This is a genomic window from Streptomyces sp. NPDC014907, assembly GCF_055562975.1.
On the sequence record NZ_JBVHEG010000006.1, the window covers coordinates 93,778 to 109,017 of the forward strand.

17 protein-coding genes and 1 tRNA gene are annotated in these 15,240 nt (G+C 70.8%); 12 read left to right on the forward strand and 6 right to left on the reverse strand.

The window, feature by feature from the left end; translation table 11 throughout:
- Positions 1-588 precede the first annotated feature (588 nt).
- Positions 589-1,770: a Fic family protein gene (locus ACZ3IL_RS18240; RefSeq protein WP_467391431.1), complete on the forward strand. Its 1,182-nt coding sequence runs from the start codon at positions 589-591 to the stop codon at positions 1,768-1,770.
- A 362-nt stretch (positions 1,771-2,132) separates the two neighbouring features.
- Here the strand turns inward: ACZ3IL_RS18240 and ACZ3IL_RS18245 are convergent, their stop codons facing one another.
- Positions 2,133-2,825 (reverse strand): HAD family hydrolase, encoded by a 693-nt coding sequence (locus tag ACZ3IL_RS18245; RefSeq protein ID WP_467391432.1) that lies wholly within the window; start codon positions 2,823-2,825, stop codon positions 2,133-2,135.
- On the reverse strand, positions 2,812-3,678 hold the full coding sequence (locus ACZ3IL_RS18250; protein WP_467391433.1) for a GntR family transcriptional regulator: 867 nt from the start codon (positions 3,676-3,678) through the stop codon (positions 2,812-2,814). Before ACZ3IL_RS18250 ends, ACZ3IL_RS18245 begins: the two co-directional genes overlap by 14 nt.
- Positions 3,679-3,830: 152 nt before the next feature.
- On the opposite strand from ACZ3IL_RS18250, the gene ACZ3IL_RS18255 reads away from it, so the two are divergent.
- The 11 genes from ACZ3IL_RS18255 (at position 3,831) to ACZ3IL_RS18305 (ending at position 10,561) form a co-directional block, all read left to right on the forward strand.
- Positions 3,831-4,163: an SCO3933 family regulatory protein gene (locus ACZ3IL_RS18255; RefSeq protein WP_467391434.1), complete on the forward strand. Its 333-nt coding sequence runs from the start codon at positions 3,831-3,833 to the stop codon at positions 4,161-4,163.
- A 2-nt stretch (positions 4,164-4,165) separates the two neighbouring features.
- On the forward strand, positions 4,166-5,515 hold the full coding sequence (locus ACZ3IL_RS18260) for an FtsK/SpoIIIE domain-containing protein (RefSeq protein WP_467391435.1): 1,350 nt from the start codon (positions 4,166-4,168) through the stop codon (positions 5,513-5,515).
- 81 nt (positions 5,516-5,596) lie between these two features.
- Positions 5,597-6,280: a DUF2637 domain-containing protein gene (locus ACZ3IL_RS18265; RefSeq protein ID WP_467391436.1), complete on the forward strand. Its 684-nt coding sequence runs from the start codon at positions 5,597-5,599 to the stop codon at positions 6,278-6,280.
- A 20-nt stretch (positions 6,281-6,300) separates the two neighbouring features.
- A complete protein-coding gene (locus tag ACZ3IL_RS18270) occupies positions 6,301-6,489 on the forward strand; it encodes a mobile element transfer protein (RefSeq protein ID WP_467391437.1) in 189 nt (62 codons plus the stop codon).
- Positions 6,490-6,509: 20 nt separating this feature from the next.
- Positions 6,510-6,665, forward strand: coding sequence for a hypothetical protein (locus ACZ3IL_RS18275; protein ID WP_093874849.1), 156 nt, complete (start codon positions 6,510-6,512; stop codon positions 6,663-6,665).
- Between the two features lie 11 nt (positions 6,666-6,676).
- Positions 6,677-6,988: a SpdD-like protein gene (locus tag ACZ3IL_RS18280; RefSeq protein WP_467391438.1), complete on the forward strand. Its 312-nt coding sequence runs from the start codon at positions 6,677-6,679 to the stop codon at positions 6,986-6,988.
- A gap of 5 nt (positions 6,989-6,993) precedes the next feature.
- Positions 6,994-7,542 carry a GGDEF domain-containing protein gene (locus ACZ3IL_RS18285; protein ID WP_467391652.1) on the forward strand — a complete coding sequence of 183 codons (549 nt, stop codon included), beginning with the start codon at positions 6,994-6,996 and terminating at the stop codon, positions 7,540-7,542.
- Positions 7,543-7,634: 92 nt separating this feature from the next.
- On the forward strand, positions 7,635-7,817 hold the full coding sequence (locus tag ACZ3IL_RS18290) for a hypothetical protein (protein WP_467391439.1): 183 nt from the start codon (positions 7,635-7,637) through the stop codon (positions 7,815-7,817).
- 4 nt (positions 7,818-7,821) lie between these two features.
- Positions 7,822-9,225, forward strand: a complete 1,404-nt coding sequence (gene repSA / locus ACZ3IL_RS18295) for a replication initiator protein RepSA (RefSeq protein ID WP_467391440.1) — start codon at positions 7,822-7,824, stop codon at positions 9,223-9,225.
- Positions 9,222-9,410, forward strand: a complete 189-nt coding sequence (locus ACZ3IL_RS18300; protein WP_391916556.1) for a helix-turn-helix transcriptional regulator — start codon at positions 9,222-9,224, stop codon at positions 9,408-9,410. Before repSA ends, ACZ3IL_RS18300 begins: the two co-directional genes overlap by 4 nt.
- Positions 9,410-10,561, forward strand: a complete 1,152-nt coding sequence (locus ACZ3IL_RS18305) for a tyrosine-type recombinase/integrase (protein ID WP_467391441.1) — start codon at positions 9,410-9,412, stop codon at positions 10,559-10,561. The genes ACZ3IL_RS18300 and ACZ3IL_RS18305 overlap by 1 nt, the downstream gene beginning before the upstream one ends.
- 71 nt (positions 10,562-10,632) lie before the next feature.
- Here ACZ3IL_RS18305 and ACZ3IL_RS18310 read toward each other — a convergent pair.
- The 4 genes from ACZ3IL_RS18310 to ACZ3IL_RS18325 form a co-directional block, all read right to left on the reverse strand.
- Positions 10,633-10,705, reverse strand: a tRNA-Arg gene (locus ACZ3IL_RS18310).
- A 634-nt stretch (positions 10,706-11,339) separates the two neighbouring features.
- The gene (locus ACZ3IL_RS18315) at positions 11,340-12,617 is read right to left on the reverse strand and encodes an AMP-binding protein (protein WP_467391442.1); all 1,278 of its coding nucleotides are present in this window, start codon (positions 12,615-12,617) and stop codon (positions 11,340-11,342) included.
- Positions 12,618-12,657: 40 nt separating this feature from the next.
- Positions 12,658-13,092, reverse strand: coding sequence for a VOC family protein (locus tag ACZ3IL_RS18320; RefSeq protein ID WP_467391443.1), 435 nt, complete (start codon positions 13,090-13,092; stop codon positions 12,658-12,660).
- A 163-nt stretch (positions 13,093-13,255) separates the two neighbouring features.
- Positions 13,256-15,025: a non-ribosomal peptide synthetase gene (locus ACZ3IL_RS18325; RefSeq protein ID WP_467391444.1), complete on the reverse strand. Its 1,770-nt coding sequence runs from the start codon at positions 15,023-15,025 to the stop codon at positions 13,256-13,258.
- Positions 15,026-15,240: the final 215 nt, after the last annotated feature.

The following is a 15,240-nucleotide window of genomic DNA, read 5'->3' on the forward strand; positions in this document are numbered from 1 at the left end:
TGGGCTGGTAGTAGGAGGACTGGTAGCTCTAGTAGTTGCTCCCACTCTTGGGCGGCAAAGCCTGCACTGGTTGCGTTTGCGCAGCTCAGGGCAGGTCTGGTCACCGATCGAGGGTTCTGGCCGCGGCCAACTACTAGAAGGCTGGGCTGGTAGTAGGAGGACTGGTAGCTCTAGTAGTTGCTCCCACTCTTGGGCGGCAAAGCCTGCACTGGTTGCGTTTGCGCAGCTCAGGGCGGGTAAGCAGACAACCACCATGGTGGTTGGGCGGCTCCCGCAGCCGGCCGGGTGGGCATGACCCTGACGCCTCCAAGCGCCATCTCCCAGGCGACGCTGTTTCCTCCGTGCCTGCTAACCGCCTCTTCTACTAGTGTGAAGCTGACTAGTAGGAAGGGCGCTGGCTGCGTCCCAGGGTGCCGGGAGGCCTACTTGAAGAAGCCATCGCCACCGCCAGACTTTCGCGCTCTCTTCCACAAGGTAGTGACAGAGAGGTCTGACAGGCTGACAGATATCCTAAAGGCCATTCCGGCTGGCCCGTCAGATCCCTACCTTCCATGGGACAAAATGCGCTTCAAGGAGCCGCCCACCGGCTTGACCCGCGAGGAATGGTGGCTCGGCGTCAAGTTTGTCAGGCAGCAAATGCAGCGAACTCTACCTCTGATGGACAAGGAGGGGAATGCATTCACTTTCGCGCTTCCCGACGTGCTCCTCAAGGCGCTTGAGGAAATCAACCGCGACACGAGTGGGCAAATTGCGATTAGTGAACAAGTTACCAATCCTGCAACTAGAGATCGGTATCTGGTCAACTCTCTAATCGAGGAGGCGATCAACTCCAGTCAGCTAGAAGGGGCTGCAACGACGCGTCGAGTCGCCAAGGAGATGATTCGCACAGGCAGGTCTCCCAGGGATCGCGATGAGCGAATGATTTTGAACAACTATGAGGCCATGCGCTTCATTGGGGCAATCAGGGAAGAGCGCCTAACTCCTGATCTTATCCGTGAAATTCACAGGATTGTCACCAAGGGCACTCTATCCAATCCGGATGCTGCGGGCAGGTTTCAGTTGCCCGATGAAGATCGTATCGGTGTTTTTACCGATTCCGGCCTGGAGCTGCATCAGCCTCCTGATGCTGAGCATCTACCTCACAGGATTCAGAGGCTCTGCGACTTCGCGAACGGCGACATCGGGGACGGGTACGTTCCTCCTGTTCTGCGAGCTATTACTCTGCACTTCATGTTGGGGTACGAGCACCCCTTCGAAGACGGTAATGGGCGCACCGCGCGAGCCATTTTCTACTGGTCGATGCTCAATCAAGGCTACTGGCTAACGGAATTCATTGTTATCTCCGCAATCCTCAAGGGGGCACCGTCCAGGTATGCGCGTAGTTATTTGTATACCGAAGACGAAAATGACCTGACATACTTCTACCTCTATCAAATCGAGGTGCTCCAAAGGGCCATCAAGCAACTTCATCAATATCTCGCAGATAAGATGAGTGAACTGAGGAAACTGCAGGAGACCGTATCGACAGCACCCAATCTCTTTAATCCGCGACAGGTTGCCGTACTGGAGTATGCACTTAAGAATCCCAACGCTAACTTCACTGCTAAGTCACACAAAAATAGCCATAACGTTGTTTATGAAACGGCTAGGCAGGACCTTATGGGCCTAGAGAAGCTTGGCCTGCTGAACCGAGTCCGCCGAGGGCGGGAATTTGTTTGGACGCCTGTGAGTGACTTGCGAGGGGCTCTGCGTGAACTGGAGGACCGCTGATAGAGCTAGGTCGGCGGAGCGGCTTTGGGCTGGAGCTGCTTTGGGGCGAGTGATCATGGCCCCGTAAGCTTCCGGCGCGTCGGGCAGTCTGTGGACCTGCCCGGTAAAGCACGACGTTGGGGCCATGATCTTAGAGGCTCGCCCCAAAGTGGCTGCCTAAAGCCGTGGAGCCGACCGCCCCAGCCACAGAGGGGTTCACCACCCATCAACCCGAGCCGTCAGGCGTGCGGCCGGCGGCCGGGCTGGAGCGGGGCGCAGACAGGAGCGCAGGCCCGGGCGACGGGCCGCGCGCGCCGCGCCGTGCGCGGCGGGTGCCTTGATGAGGTAGAGAAATCTGTAACAGCTTCCTCGCTGCCTCTTGGCTACGCCGTGGTGAGCGCGTCTGCGATGGCCTGCATGTCTTCCGTGATGGCGTCGGCCTGCGCGTCGGTGAACTGATCCGCCTTGTGGGGCTTGTTGGCGTACCCGACTACCGTTGCCCCGGCTGTGTGGGCCGCCTGGATGTCGGTGAGCGAGTCGCCGATCAGAGTGCAGCTCGTGACATCGATGTTCATCTGCTCGGCCGCCGTGATGAGCGGGAACGGGTTCGGCTTCATCAGATGCGGCTGCTCGGAAGGCCGCCCCACGATCTTCGTGACGTACTCCTCCAGGCTGTGGAGCTCCAGGAAGACCCTTACGCACTCGGCGGAGTTGTTGCTCACCACTGCCACACCTCGACCGGCCGAACACGCTGCCTGGATCGCTTCCGCGGCTCCTCGTGTCGGCTGGCCGGCCACTGCGACGGCTCGGACCTCGGCGGCCGTGAGAGCCTGCTCGATTTTCTGACCCAGTTCGGTGTCGGTTTCGTGCGCGATGCGCAGGACTTCGATCGGGTCGTCGGTCTGGGTGGCCTTCGCGCCCGCGGCCTCATCCTGAGCGGAGAGGAGGGCCGTCAGCTCTCGTGCGACCTCTGGCGCCGGCAGTCCCGCGAACACGTCGCAGATGGGTCCATCGAAATCGAAAAGGATGACGCGGGCGTTCGCCAGGGTCTCGGTGAGCGGATCAGCGTGTGTCAAGGTCGAAGTCCCTTCCGATGGTCTCCCAGACGCTGTCGAACCACATCCGGGCCTGCTGGACCTGCTGGGCTCCGCCCGAGGACTCGCCGTCGTTGATCGAGTGGTGGAAGAGGACGGTGTCCTTCCCCACGAGGTCGTAGATCTCGATCATCTCGCCCTGGGCGACGACCTTGTTGGGGCGGATCGGGTAGTACCCGAAGAACGCGTCTTCGTCGTTGATCACGTACAGCTTGAAGAACTGCGTGCCGCTGTGAACGCGGACGTTGATGCTGGTCTCGGCGACCAGTCCGAGGTGTCCGAGTTCGGTGATGGCGTCTCGGATGCTGCGGGTGTAGCCGACCATGATGTCGTGCATGCGGTCGCGGAGCCGCTTGTCGTCGGCACCGTCCTCCATCCGCACGGGTGCGGCCTGCGGCACGGACATGTCCGGAACGAGTATCCGCATGGTGATGCTCGACGGCGTGAGCCTGCCGATCCGGATCTTGTCGAGCGGCTCCTGAAGCGCGCCGTGCAGGGTCTCGCTGGAGAATCCGGCGAAGTCGATGGTGACGTGATCCTTGGCGAAGGCCTGCTCGACGTACGGCCGCAGTCCCGCCGGCCTTTCCGTCCGGTTGCGTACGTAGACTCCGCTGCCCTTGCGGGAGACCACGAGCCCTTCATCTTCGAGGTCGCGCAACGCGCGCTGGATCGTCGCCCGGGCGAACCCGTAAAGCTCCGTCAGTTCCTTGTGGGACGGGAGCTTCTCGCCGGGACCCAGTCGCCTCGTTCGGATGGCAGCGCCGAGGCTGCTGGCCACCTGCTCGTAGGGGGCACGGTCGTCGTCTGGGTCGAGGGGCTCGGGGACAAAGGTCATGAGTCGATGGTAGGCGAGTGGCCTAGGTCAGGACAGTCATGGCAGTCATGTCGTTGACATGGCTAGCCATCTCCCTTAACTTCGAGATGTGACCAACCAGGTTAGTCAAGTTGGTCATCTGCCCCCTTCCTGCCATCTCGAAGGAGAAACCCATGCCGTCGTTCAAGGTGGACACCTCTACCGCTGTGGTGTTCGTGGCCACGGCCCCCGTCCCGAAGCTCGTGAGCAAGCAGACCGGCGAGCGCGCCATGGACCGGGAGACCGGTGCCGGCCTCTCCACCGTCGGACTCCTGATCTCCGACGAGGGCGAGGGCAACCTCTACCAGGTGACCATCCCGGAGACCGGCCTCCCGGAGAACCTGACGCCGGGCATGCCGGTGACGGTCATCGGCCTCAAGGCCCGGGACTGGGAGAACACCTTCAACGGCCAGACCCGGCACGGCATCTCGTTCCGCGCCGTCGCCGTGACCCCGCTGGGGGCCTGACCATGACGGACATCGCGACGTTATGGGAGGTCGGCCTCCCGCTCGCCGGAACCGCCGGCGGTCTCGGCTACGCGAAGGTCCGCGCGCCCCGGGTGTTCTGGTCGCTGGCGGGTCTGCCGGTGGCGACGACCCGGTTCGCCATGACCTACCGCTCCACGATGGACGTGTGCGGGCTGACGGTGCAGCCGTCCCGCTTCCGCGCCTTCCTCGTCCGCAACCTCGCCCGCCGCCCCGACGTCCAGCCGGTACCGCCGAAGGTCCGCCGGTTCCGGGGCACCTCGACCGGCCTGCGCGTCACCCTGCGCCTCCCGGCCGGTCTGGAGCCCGCCGACGTGATGGCGGCCTCCGAGCGGCTGCGGCACGCCTGGGGCGTCCACTCGGTCACCGTGGTGGAGATCAAGCCGGGGTTCGTGGAACTGCGGATGACCGGTTACGACGTCCTGCGCAAGGTCCGGATGCCCCGCCAGCAGTTGTCCGGGCCGATGACGGTGCCGGTCGCGCTGCGGGAGGACGGCACCGCGTTCGTCCGGGACTACCTCAAGGTCCCGCACGCGCTGACCCTCGGCGCGAACCAGTCGGGCAAGTCGATGTACCAGCGCAACCTGATCGCCGGGCTGGCCCGGCTGCCGGTGGCCCTGGTCGGCATCGACTGCAAGCGCGGCGTCGAGCACCGCGGCTACGCGCCCCGCCTCTCCGCCCTCGCCATCACCCCGGAGGAAGCCGACGGCCTGCTGGACGGGCTGGTCGGGGAGATGGAAGAGCGCTTCGACCTGCTCAGCGACCACGGTGTCGGCGACATCTGGGCCCTGCCCGAGCACCTGCGGCCGGTGCCGGTCGTGGTCCTGGTGGACGAGGTCGCCGAGCTGTTCCTCGTGGTGACGAAGAAGGACGAGGAACGCCGGGACCGGATGGTCACCCAGCTGATCCGCCTGGGCCAGATGGCGCGCGCCGCCGGCATCTTCCTGGAGGTCTGCGGGCAGCGGTTCGGCTCCGACCTCGGCAAGGGCGCCACCGCGCTGCGCGCCCAGCTCACCGGCCGGACCGTGCATCGGGTCAACGACAAGCAGACCGCCGAGATGGGTGTCGGCGACATCGCCCCGGACGCGGTGGTCACGGTGCTGACGATCCCGCCGGACCGGCCCGGCGTCGCGGTCGCGGGGGACACCTCCGGTGGCTGGTCCCGCATCCGCACCCCCGCCCTCACCGCCGCCGAAGCCGCCGCTATCTGCGCCGCGCACGCGCACCTCACCCCGGACCTGCCCGCCGTCGCCGCCTGGCGCCCGGCTACCCCGGTGAGCGTCGGCGAGCCGGAGTCGGTACCGCTGGCCAAGCCGAGTCCGGCCACCGCGTAGCGCTGCTGTTCCCCCTCGGTCGGCGTGACCGTCTCACGCCAGGTCCCTACCCGCCCCATGCCCGAAAGGAGGTGAACCCTCGTGTTCCGCACCCTCCGCCCCGATGCCGTCCTGGTCCAGGCCGTCATCGCCGGGGCCCTGTCCTTCGCCCACCTGCACGACCTGGCGGCCGCGGCCGGTCAGGACGGCTGGAAGGCGTGGGCCTACCCGGTCTCCGTCGACCTGCTGCTGGTCGCCGCCTGGCGCCGGATGCGCACCGACACCGTCAACCGCGACGCCTGGCTGTGGTTCGCCATCGCCCTGATCGCCTCGCTCGGCGCGAACGTCGCCACCGCCGGACTCCTCGACATGAACGACGTCCCGGCCTGGCTGCGCATCCTCGTCGCCGGATGGCCCGCCCTGGCCTTCCTCGGCGGCACCCTCCTCGCCCACGCACCCCACCCCACCCCCGACCCTGTCCCCGTTCCGGAGCCCGAACCGGTCAACCTCGTCGTCGAACGGACCCCGGAACCGGCGCCCGAACTCCCGCCGGCCGAACCCACCGCCCAAGAGCTCCTGCCGGACCCCGTCCCGCAGGAGGAACAGCCGGAGCCTGTTCCCTCGGCCCCCGCCGTCCCGGTGCCGCCCGCGCTGCTGGCGCACGCCCAGAAGATCGCGGATGCCCACCGGGCCCAGACCGGCGCGCCGATCGACGCGGAGACCCTGCGCACCCGGCACGGCATGCCCGCCGCCCTCGCGGACTCCATCGCCCTCCAGCTCGCCTGATCAGGAAGGAGGTAAGACCCGTGCGTCCGAACCGCTTCCACCACGTGATTCGCATCGGCCCGGTCCGCGTCGGCACCCACCACGACGGTAGGGGCCTGACCAAGCACACCGCCGTGTGCACCGCCCCCGGCTGCGACTTCTCCGCCGACTACAACACCCGCGCTTCCGCCGAGCTGGCGGCCAGTACCCACCGTTGCAACCCCCGCTGACCACTGAGGAGTTCCGCGTCATGGACGTTCCGCTCTGGCTCGCTCTGATCGTCGTCGGCGGCCTCGGCATCAAGCTCATCCGCCCGCCCTGGTGGCTCGTCGCCGTGATCCTCCTCGGCGGCTACCTCCTCGCCGACAGCCTGTTCGCCCCGCTCATCGACCCGATCACCAAGTAGGGAGAACCGCCATGCTCCAGCCGCGCATCCCGGTCAACCCGCTCCCGACCGGCCTCGTCACCCCGCTCGCCCAGCCGACCCCCGCCGACATCGAACCGGTCACCCCGGCTCCCGCCCCGGTGCCGGTCGCCCCGGCCCGCACCTCCATCCAGCTCACCCCGGGCAGCGCGCTCGCCCTCGCCGCCGGCGGTGGCGCCGTCGTCCTGGTCGTCGGCGCCGTCCTGGTCTCGATGCTCCTGGCGGTCGCCCTCACCGGCGTCTCCGTCGCCCTGATCGCCGTCGTCCTGCGTCTCCTGGTCCGCGACATGCAGAAGGGCCGGTGACCCCCATGGACACCTACACCATGGCCACTGCGGGCTTACCGGCCCTGGGCTGGGCCCTGCACGGTGGTCTGCTCTCGCGCCGTCTGGCCACCGCCCGCCGCGACCCGCTGACCGGCCTGCACACCCGCGCCGGATGGACCGCCCGCGCCGAACGCCTCATCGCCAAGCACCCCGGCGCGCTGGTGCTCCTGGTCGACCTGGACGACTTCAAGGCTGTCAACGACACCCACGGCCACGCCGCCGGAGACGCGGTCCTGACCGCCACCGCTCAGCGGCTGAGCGGCTGGTGCGGCCGGCACGGGATCGCCGCCCGGCTCGGCGGGGACGAGTTCGCGGCCATCGTCGCCCACCCCGACCGCACCGCCGGCCTCCTCGCCCTCTGGTCCGGCCTGGACAGCCCGGTCACCCACCAGGGGCACGTCCTGGCGGTCTCCGCCTCCGTCGGCTGCTGCTACCCCGGCCACCTGCCGGTGCCGACCCTCACCGATGCCCTGTCGGCCGCCGACAAGGCGATGTACGCGGCCAAGGGCCACGGCAGGCGCAACACACACTGAGCGGCCCCCGGGACGGCCTCGGTCGCCAAACTTCCGCCGCCCCGGGCGCCTTCAACCCCTCCCAGATCCACCGGACCCGAAAGGGAAACCTCATGATGCCCCAGACCCTGGCCGCGCGCGTCTGCTCCCACTGCGACGGCTTCCCCGTCGTCCACATCACCACCGGCACCCACACCCCCGACGGACAGCGCCGCACCCTGGCCGCCGCCTGCCCCGCCTGCCAGGGCACCGGCACCCGCACCGCCCCGGCCGCCCTGGTCCGCGCGGGGAAGTGACCCGTTGACCGACGCCGCCACCGCGGCGGGCCTGGACCCGGCCACCCTGAGCGATCTGCTCCGGCTGGCCGGGTCTCCCGGCTTCGACCGCCTCACCGACCAACTCCGCCGCACCGGCGGCTGCACCGCCCCCATCCGCCTCACCGGCGCCACCAAAACCCTCGACCCTGCCACCCGCACCGTGCTCCACGCCTACAACACCGACGCCGAACCCGGCGGCGTCCTGCGCGTCGCCTGCGGCAACCGGCGGGCCTCCCGCTGCCCCTCCTGCGCCTGGACCTACGCCGGCGACACCTACCACCTCATCCGCGCCGGACTCACCGGCGCCCCCGACAAGGGCACCCCCGACACCATCCGCGACCACCCCCGCGTGTTCGCCACCCTCACCGCCCCGTCCTTCGGCCCGGTCCACAACCGGCCCGGCACCCGGCCCTGCCGCTGCGGCACCCGCCACCCCGAGGACGCCCCGGAGCTGGGCACCCCGCTCGACCCGGCCGGGTACGACTACGCGGGAGCGGTGCTGTGGAACAACCACGCCTCCGAGCTGTGGCGGTATTTCACGATCTACCTGCGCCGCGAGATCGCCGCCCGCGCCGGCCTCACCCAGAAGGCCGCCCGCGAACAGTCCCGCGTCTCCTTCGGCAAGGTCGCCGAGTACCAAAAGCGCGGCGCCGTCCACTTCCATGCCGTCATCCGCTTCGACGGCCCGAAAGGACCCCACACCCCGCCCCCGGCCTGGGCCACCCTCGACCTGCTCACCGACGCCATCCATGCCGCCGCCGCCCGCGTCCGCGTCGTCGTTCCCGCCGCACCCGCGTACGGCGTCGGCCAGGACCTCACGCTCACCTGGGGCACCCAGCTCGACGTCCAGCCCATCGGCGCCTTCGGCCACGGCGAAGAGCTCACCGAACAGGCCGTCGCCGCCTACGTCGCCAAGTACGCCACCAAGGCCGCCGAGACGACCGGCTCCGTCGATCACCGCGTGGGCAACAAGGAGGCCCTGATCCTCCTCGACGTCCCCGAGCATCCCCGACGGCTGATGGAAGCCTGCATGGACCTCGACGCCGCATACCCGGATCGGCGCCTGCGCGCCTGGGCCCACATGCTCGGCTTCCGCGGCCACTTCTCCACCAAGTCCCGCGCCTACTCCACCACCCTCGGCGCCCTGCGCCAGGTCCGCGCCGACTACCGCGCCGCCCAGCAACGCACCGCCCTCGGCCTGCCCGACCCCGACGAACACCCGGAGTCCACCCTCCTCGTCGTCGCCCACTGGGCCTACGCCGGCCACGGCGCCACCCCCGGCGAGTCCTGGCTCGCCGCCAACATCCGCCGCGACCTCCAGCACAACCGCGAACACGCCAGAGAGATCCGCGCCGAACTATCCGACCTGGAAGGGGAGATGGCATGACCACCGCCACCACTGAACTGCTGACCGTGCCCGAGGTCATGGAGCGGCTCAAGCTCGGACGCTCCACGGTCTATGACCTCATCCGCTCCCGGCGCCTGGTCTCCATCACCATCGGCCGGGCGCGCCGCGTTCCCGCCGACGCCATCCGGGACTTCATCGACAACCAGATCGAGGAGGCTGCCTGATGGCCACCCAGCGCAAGCGCAACCCGAACGGCGCCGGCACCATCACCCAGCGGAAGGACGGACGCTTTCAGGCCGCCGTCTACGTCCTCCAGCCGGACGGCACCCGCGCCCGGAAGTTCGCGTACGGCAAGACCTGGGCCGAGTGCGACACCAAACGCCGCGCGCTCCTCGAAGCGGTCGACAACGGCGTCCCCGTGCCGACCCGCTCGGCGAAGCTCTCCGAGTGGCTCCCGTACTGGCTGGAGAACGTCGTCCAGCCGCGCCGCAAGCTCAGTACGTACGACAAGTACGAGGCGCACGTCCGCCTCTACCTCATCCCGGGGATCGGCTCCAAGCGGCTGGAGTCCCTGAGCGTGGCCGACGTCCGGCGCTTCCTCGTCCAGCTGGAGAAGAAGACCACCGCCGCCACGGCCAAGGAATCCCACCGCGTGCTGCGTACCGCGCTCACCGCCGCCTGCCGCGAGGAGCTGATCACGCGCAACGTGGCCACCCTCGTCGAGCCGCCCCGACCGAAAGCACGGGAACTGAGCCCCTGGTCCTTGGACGAGACGCTTGACTTCCTCGCCGCCGCCAGGAAGGACCCGCTCTACGCGGCCTTCGTCCTCGCCATTGCCATGGGGCTGCGTCGGGGCGAGCTGGTCGGGCTTCGCTGGGCGGACATCGACCTCGACAAGCGCGTCCTCTACGTCCGCCAGCAGACGCAGCGGCGCCGAGGGGTCCTGTACGACGACGACCCCAAGGGCCGCCGCCGACGTGCCGTACCGCTGCCCGCCATGTGTATCGCGCCTCTCCGCTGGCATCGGATGCGGCAGAACGATCAGCGGGCCAAGGCAGGGGAGGAGTGGAAGGGGAGTGACTACGTCTTCACGACGCGTACGGGCAGCCCGGTCGAGCCTCGGAACGTGTATCGCTCCTTCACCCGCGTCACCGCCTCCGCCGGGCTCCGCGTCATCCGGCTCCACGACGCCCGGCACGGCTGCGCCACCCTGCTCACCGCCGCCGGCGTCGCGCCCCGCGTCGTGATGGAGATCCTCGGACACAGCCAGATCAGCATCACGATGGACGTGTACACGCACGTCGTCCAGGACACGCAGCGCGAGGCGATCAGTCACATGGACCGGCTGCTCAAGAGGCGGCCCGGCCGTCCCTGACCGCTGCCGTTGATGTCAGGCGTAGATGTCAAAGGACCCCTACCAAGATCGGTAGGGGTCCTTTTCCCTTGTGCCCCCGGCAGGATTCGAACCTGCGACACCCGCTTTAGGAGAGCGGTGCTCTATCCCCTGAGCTACGAAGGCGGGGCTTGTCGACGACCGTTCCGGTGACCCCAGGGGGTGCCGGGGCGGGTGAGACAAACGCCCTGGTCGGGCTTCCCCCGGGGTGGTGCCGGGTGAGGTCCGGAAGGACATCTTCCCCGGCAGGCGCCCTGAAGGCCGACTGACCGCTGACAGCCTAGCGGATAGGGGTTGGGAAGGTCGCCTCCCTTTCCGGTGGGCGCCGTCACGCGCTCGCGCCGCCTCTTCTGACCTGGGGCGTTCCGGCGAGGGGTGTGGGGTCGGGGGCGTGCGTGATCAAGGTCTCAGTGGTGGGCACCCCGACCGGGGCGTCCGTTCCGGCGCGGAGTGCCGGTGTGTCCGCGTGCGGTGCGCGGCGGGTGTCCCGGACGCCCGTCGGCCGGTGGCCGGAGGGCCACGGACCGGTCCGGGTGGTCGCGGCGGGCGGTCCGGTGGACGCGTCGGTGCGGCCGTCCTCGGTCCGGTCCCGGTCCCCGTGTGGTGCCGCCGCGCTGGAACGGATGCCGGAGAGCGGAGCGCCGGGGTCGGCCGGGGCGGAACGGATGCCGGGGAGTGGAGCACCGGGGGATTGGGGCGCCGGGGTCGGCCGGGGTGGGTGTCGTTCCGTTTCGCGGGCAGCGCGCGTGGTGGAGAGGGGTCAGGAGGCCGGTGCCGTGAGTTCGAGGCTGCCGTCGGGGAGGCGGCGGGCGGAGACGCCGGAGCGGAGGAAGGGGGCCTCCGCCCCGGCGGGGGCGGTGTGGCCGGGGCCTCGGACGACGGTGAAGGGGAGGGCGGGGCCGGTGGCGCAGAGTTCGCCGGCCCGGTCGGGGGCGAGGGCGCGCCCTCGGTCGTCGACCACGAGGACCCGGGCCTGGGGCACCGGGGTGCCGAGGGTGTGCGGGGCGGTGACCGGCAGGGTGAGTTCGCGGGAGGTCCAGGGCAGGACGCCGTCCGTGGGGGCGAAGTCGGCGCGGAGGCGGGTGCCGGGGAGGGTGGCGAAGTGGCGGGTGACGAGCCCGGCGGGCACGGGGCCGCCGACGAGCTGGACGAGCCGGGGGCGGAACGGGAGGACGTCGAGAAGGGCGGCGTACTCCTCGGGGGTGCAGACGGCGGCGCACAGGGCGCCGTCGCCGCCGGCCGGTGTGCCGGGGCGGGGCATCGTCCGCAGGGACGCGCCGGAGGCGAACGCCCACCACATCGCGGAGAGCGCGGCGGGGCCGGACGGGGGGCCGGCGACGTGGAACCGGCTGGGGGCGGGACCGGCCGTGCGGACCCGCTCGTCGACGGCGAGGCGCCAGGCGCGGTGGTCGACCAGGTGCCCGGTGGGGGAACCGGGTTCCTCGTGGGAGACGAGCAGGTAGGCGGCCTCGGCGGGGTGCGAGAGGGGGAGCGCCGGCTCCAGCCGGTGGGTGGTGATGCGGCGCCGGGTCTCCGGGTCGTCCAGGGCCAGGGTGGTGTGGCGGCGGGCCCACGCCTCCCGGGTGGAGCGGCTGCACAGGACGGTGGAGGCGGCGCTGAGCATGCCGATGCCGCGCAGTTCGCGGGGGCCGAGGCCGTGCGCGGCGGGCACGCACACGCCGCCCGCCTTCAGGACGGCCAGCTGGGCCACCAGGGACTGCCGGTGGTCGTCGCAGTGGACGATCACCGGGTCGCCGAGCTGGACGCCGCCGTGCATCAGCACCGACGCCAGCCGGGAGGCCCACAGATCGGCCTTGGCATAGGTCAGGCCGCCGCCGGGTTCCTGGACGGCGACGGTCTCGGGGCGACGGCGGGCGATCCGGGCGAACCGGCCGTCGAGGGTGTCCTGCGACGGCGGGGCCGCCCCCGCGACCGCGGCCCGCGCGCCCGTGCCCGCGGGGCGTGGCGGGGCGGACGAGGCGTGCGGCAGCCGTGCGACGGGGCTCCGGCGGGGCGCCAGGGCGGGATCGATGGTCACGGTGCTTCCTCCAGTTCGGGATCGGTGTGCCCTGCCGGGGTCAGGCGGTGGCCACCGCTCCCCAGTCGCCCGGCGGTACGTCCCTCAGGTGGCGGGTGAACTCCCACAGGTGGCCCTCGACGTCGCGGACCAGGTACTGGCGCAGTCCCCACGGTTTGTCCGTGGGGGGATGCAGGACGTCGGCGCCGGCGGCCGTGGCGCGGGCGTGGTGCTCGTCGACGTCGGGGACCCACACGATGACCTGTTTGCAGGTGTGTGCGCCGGCGCAGGCCGTGGAGTGGCGGTCGCCGGTGCGCCGGACCATGACGACGCCGCCGCCGGTGTCGAGATCGGCGTGGTGGATGCCGCCGGTGGCCGGCTGCCGCAGGAGCAGGCGGAACCCGAAGGCACGGACGAGCCAGTCGACGGCGCGGTCGGGGTCGGCGTAGGCGAGTTCGACGACCACCTGGGGGAAGCCGCGGGCCGGGTCGTACACGGTCTCTCCTTCGACGGGCGGAAGGGCGTGGCGGGAGGGCATGGTGCGGGCGCGGGCGCGGGTACGGGCGGGGGTGTCCCGGGACGCCGGGCGGGGCGTCGGCGGGGGTGCCGTGGCGTGCGGGCCGGGCGCCGCCGGGCGGGCGGGACGTCCGGCACGCGTCCTAGGGGCGGGGGGTGCGGTCGGCCGGTACGGCGGCGGCGAGTTCGGCGAGGGTGGCCGATTCGAAGACCGCCCGCATGGGGACGGCGACGCCCAGTTCGTCGCGGAGCCGGCCGGCGAGGCGGGTCGCCAGGACCGAATGGCCCCCGAGCTTGAAGAAGTTGTCGTCCGGGCGGACGTCGGGGACGCCGAGGATCTCGCCGACGAGCCGGCACACCGCGCGCTCCACCGGATCGGCGGAGGCCTCGGCGGGCGGGGCCCCGGCGGGCTCGCCGGGCTGCTCCGCGAGCCGTCGCAGCGCCGCGCGGTCGATCTTGCCGTTGGCGGTGACCGGGAGGCTCGGCAGGAGGTGGACCGAGGAGGGCACCATGTGCTCGGGCAGGGTCTCCGCCGCGTGGGCGCGCAGGTCGGCGCCGGTCAGGCCGGCGCCGTCGACGGTGCTGATCCAGGCGGCGAGGCGGGCGCCCGCGAGGTCGCCGACGACGGTCACCGCGGCCACGTCGACCGCCGGGTGGGCGGCCAGCCGGGCCTCGACCTCGCCGAGTTCGACGCGGAAGCCGCGGATCTTCACCTGGTCGTCGCCGCGGCTGGAGAAGACGAGCTGTCCGTCGGCGCGGCGGTGGCCGCGGTCGCCGGAGCGGTACATGCGGCTGCCGGGCGGGCCGGCCGGGTCGGGCACGAAGCGGGCGGCGGTCAGGCCCGGGCGGTCGAGGTAGCCGCGGGCGAGGCCGTTGCCGGCCAGGTACAGCTCGCCGTCGACGCCGTCGGGGACGGGGCGGAGGCGCTCGTCGAGGACCTGCACGCGGTTCCCGGACCAGGGCGTGCCGATGGTGATGTCGTCGCCGTCGGCGACGGGGCCGGCGATGGTGGAGCCGACGGTGGTCTCGGTCGGTCCGTAGCCGTTGAACATCCGGCGTCCGGGGGCCCATTTGGCGACCAGGGCGGGGGTGCAGGCGTCGCCGGTGGACATGACGGTGCCGCCGGTGAGGACGCCGTCGGAGTCGGTGACGCTCAGCGCGACCGGCGGCAGTGTGGCGTGGGTGACGCCGTGGCGGCGGAGCGTGGCGTGCAGCGGCGGGCCGGGCAGCAGGTCGTCGGCCGGGGCCATGACCAGGGTGGCGCCGGACAGCAGGGCCGTCGACCAGTCCCAGAACGCGGCGTCGAAGCTGATGGACGCCCATTGCAGGACGCGGTCGCCGGGCCGGGGCGCGAGGGTCGCGGCCTGGGCGGCCACCAGGTCGGAGGCGCCGGCGTGCGTGACGGCGACGCCCTTGGGCGTCCCCGTCGAGCCCGAGGTGTAGATGACGTACATCAGGTGGCGCGGGTCGAGGGGGGCGTTGCGGCACCGGTCGGTCAGGTCGTGGCCGGGGCGGACCGCCGTCTCCCGTACGACGTCGGGGTCGTCGACGACGAGGGTGGGCACCGGCGCGTCGAGTTCGGGCCGTTCGCCGTGCGGGTGGACCAGCAGGACGGGCCGGGCGTCGCCGACCATGTGGGCGAGGCGCTGGGCCGGGTACCGGGGATCCAGCGGGAGGTAGGCGCCGCCGGCCTTGAGGACGGCGAGCAGCACGACCGTCAGCTCGTCGCTCTTCGGCATCGCGACCGCCACCGGGGTGTCCGGTCCGACGCCGCGCGCGACCAGCGTCCGCGCGAGGCGGTTGGCCCGGGCGTTCAGCTCGGTGTAGGTGAGGACGCGGTCGCCGTACACCACGGCGGGGTGTTCTCCCGCGCGGGTCACGACGGACTCGAACAACTGCGGAACGGTCGGCACGTGCTGACTCCGTCCTCTCGGTACTGCGGTACTGCGGTACGGGGGGCGCTGGGCCGGCCACCGAAGCTAGCCGCTCGGCGCGGTGCCGGCGGGGTGGCGCGAAAGGAGTGCGACAGGGGGCCGGGGGGCGGAGGTCCGGCGGCCGCCGGGCCGCCTCCCGGGGCCCGGCGGGGGCCGCGCGGGCCCGTCGCCGCTCCTGTCGTGTCCCTGTCTTC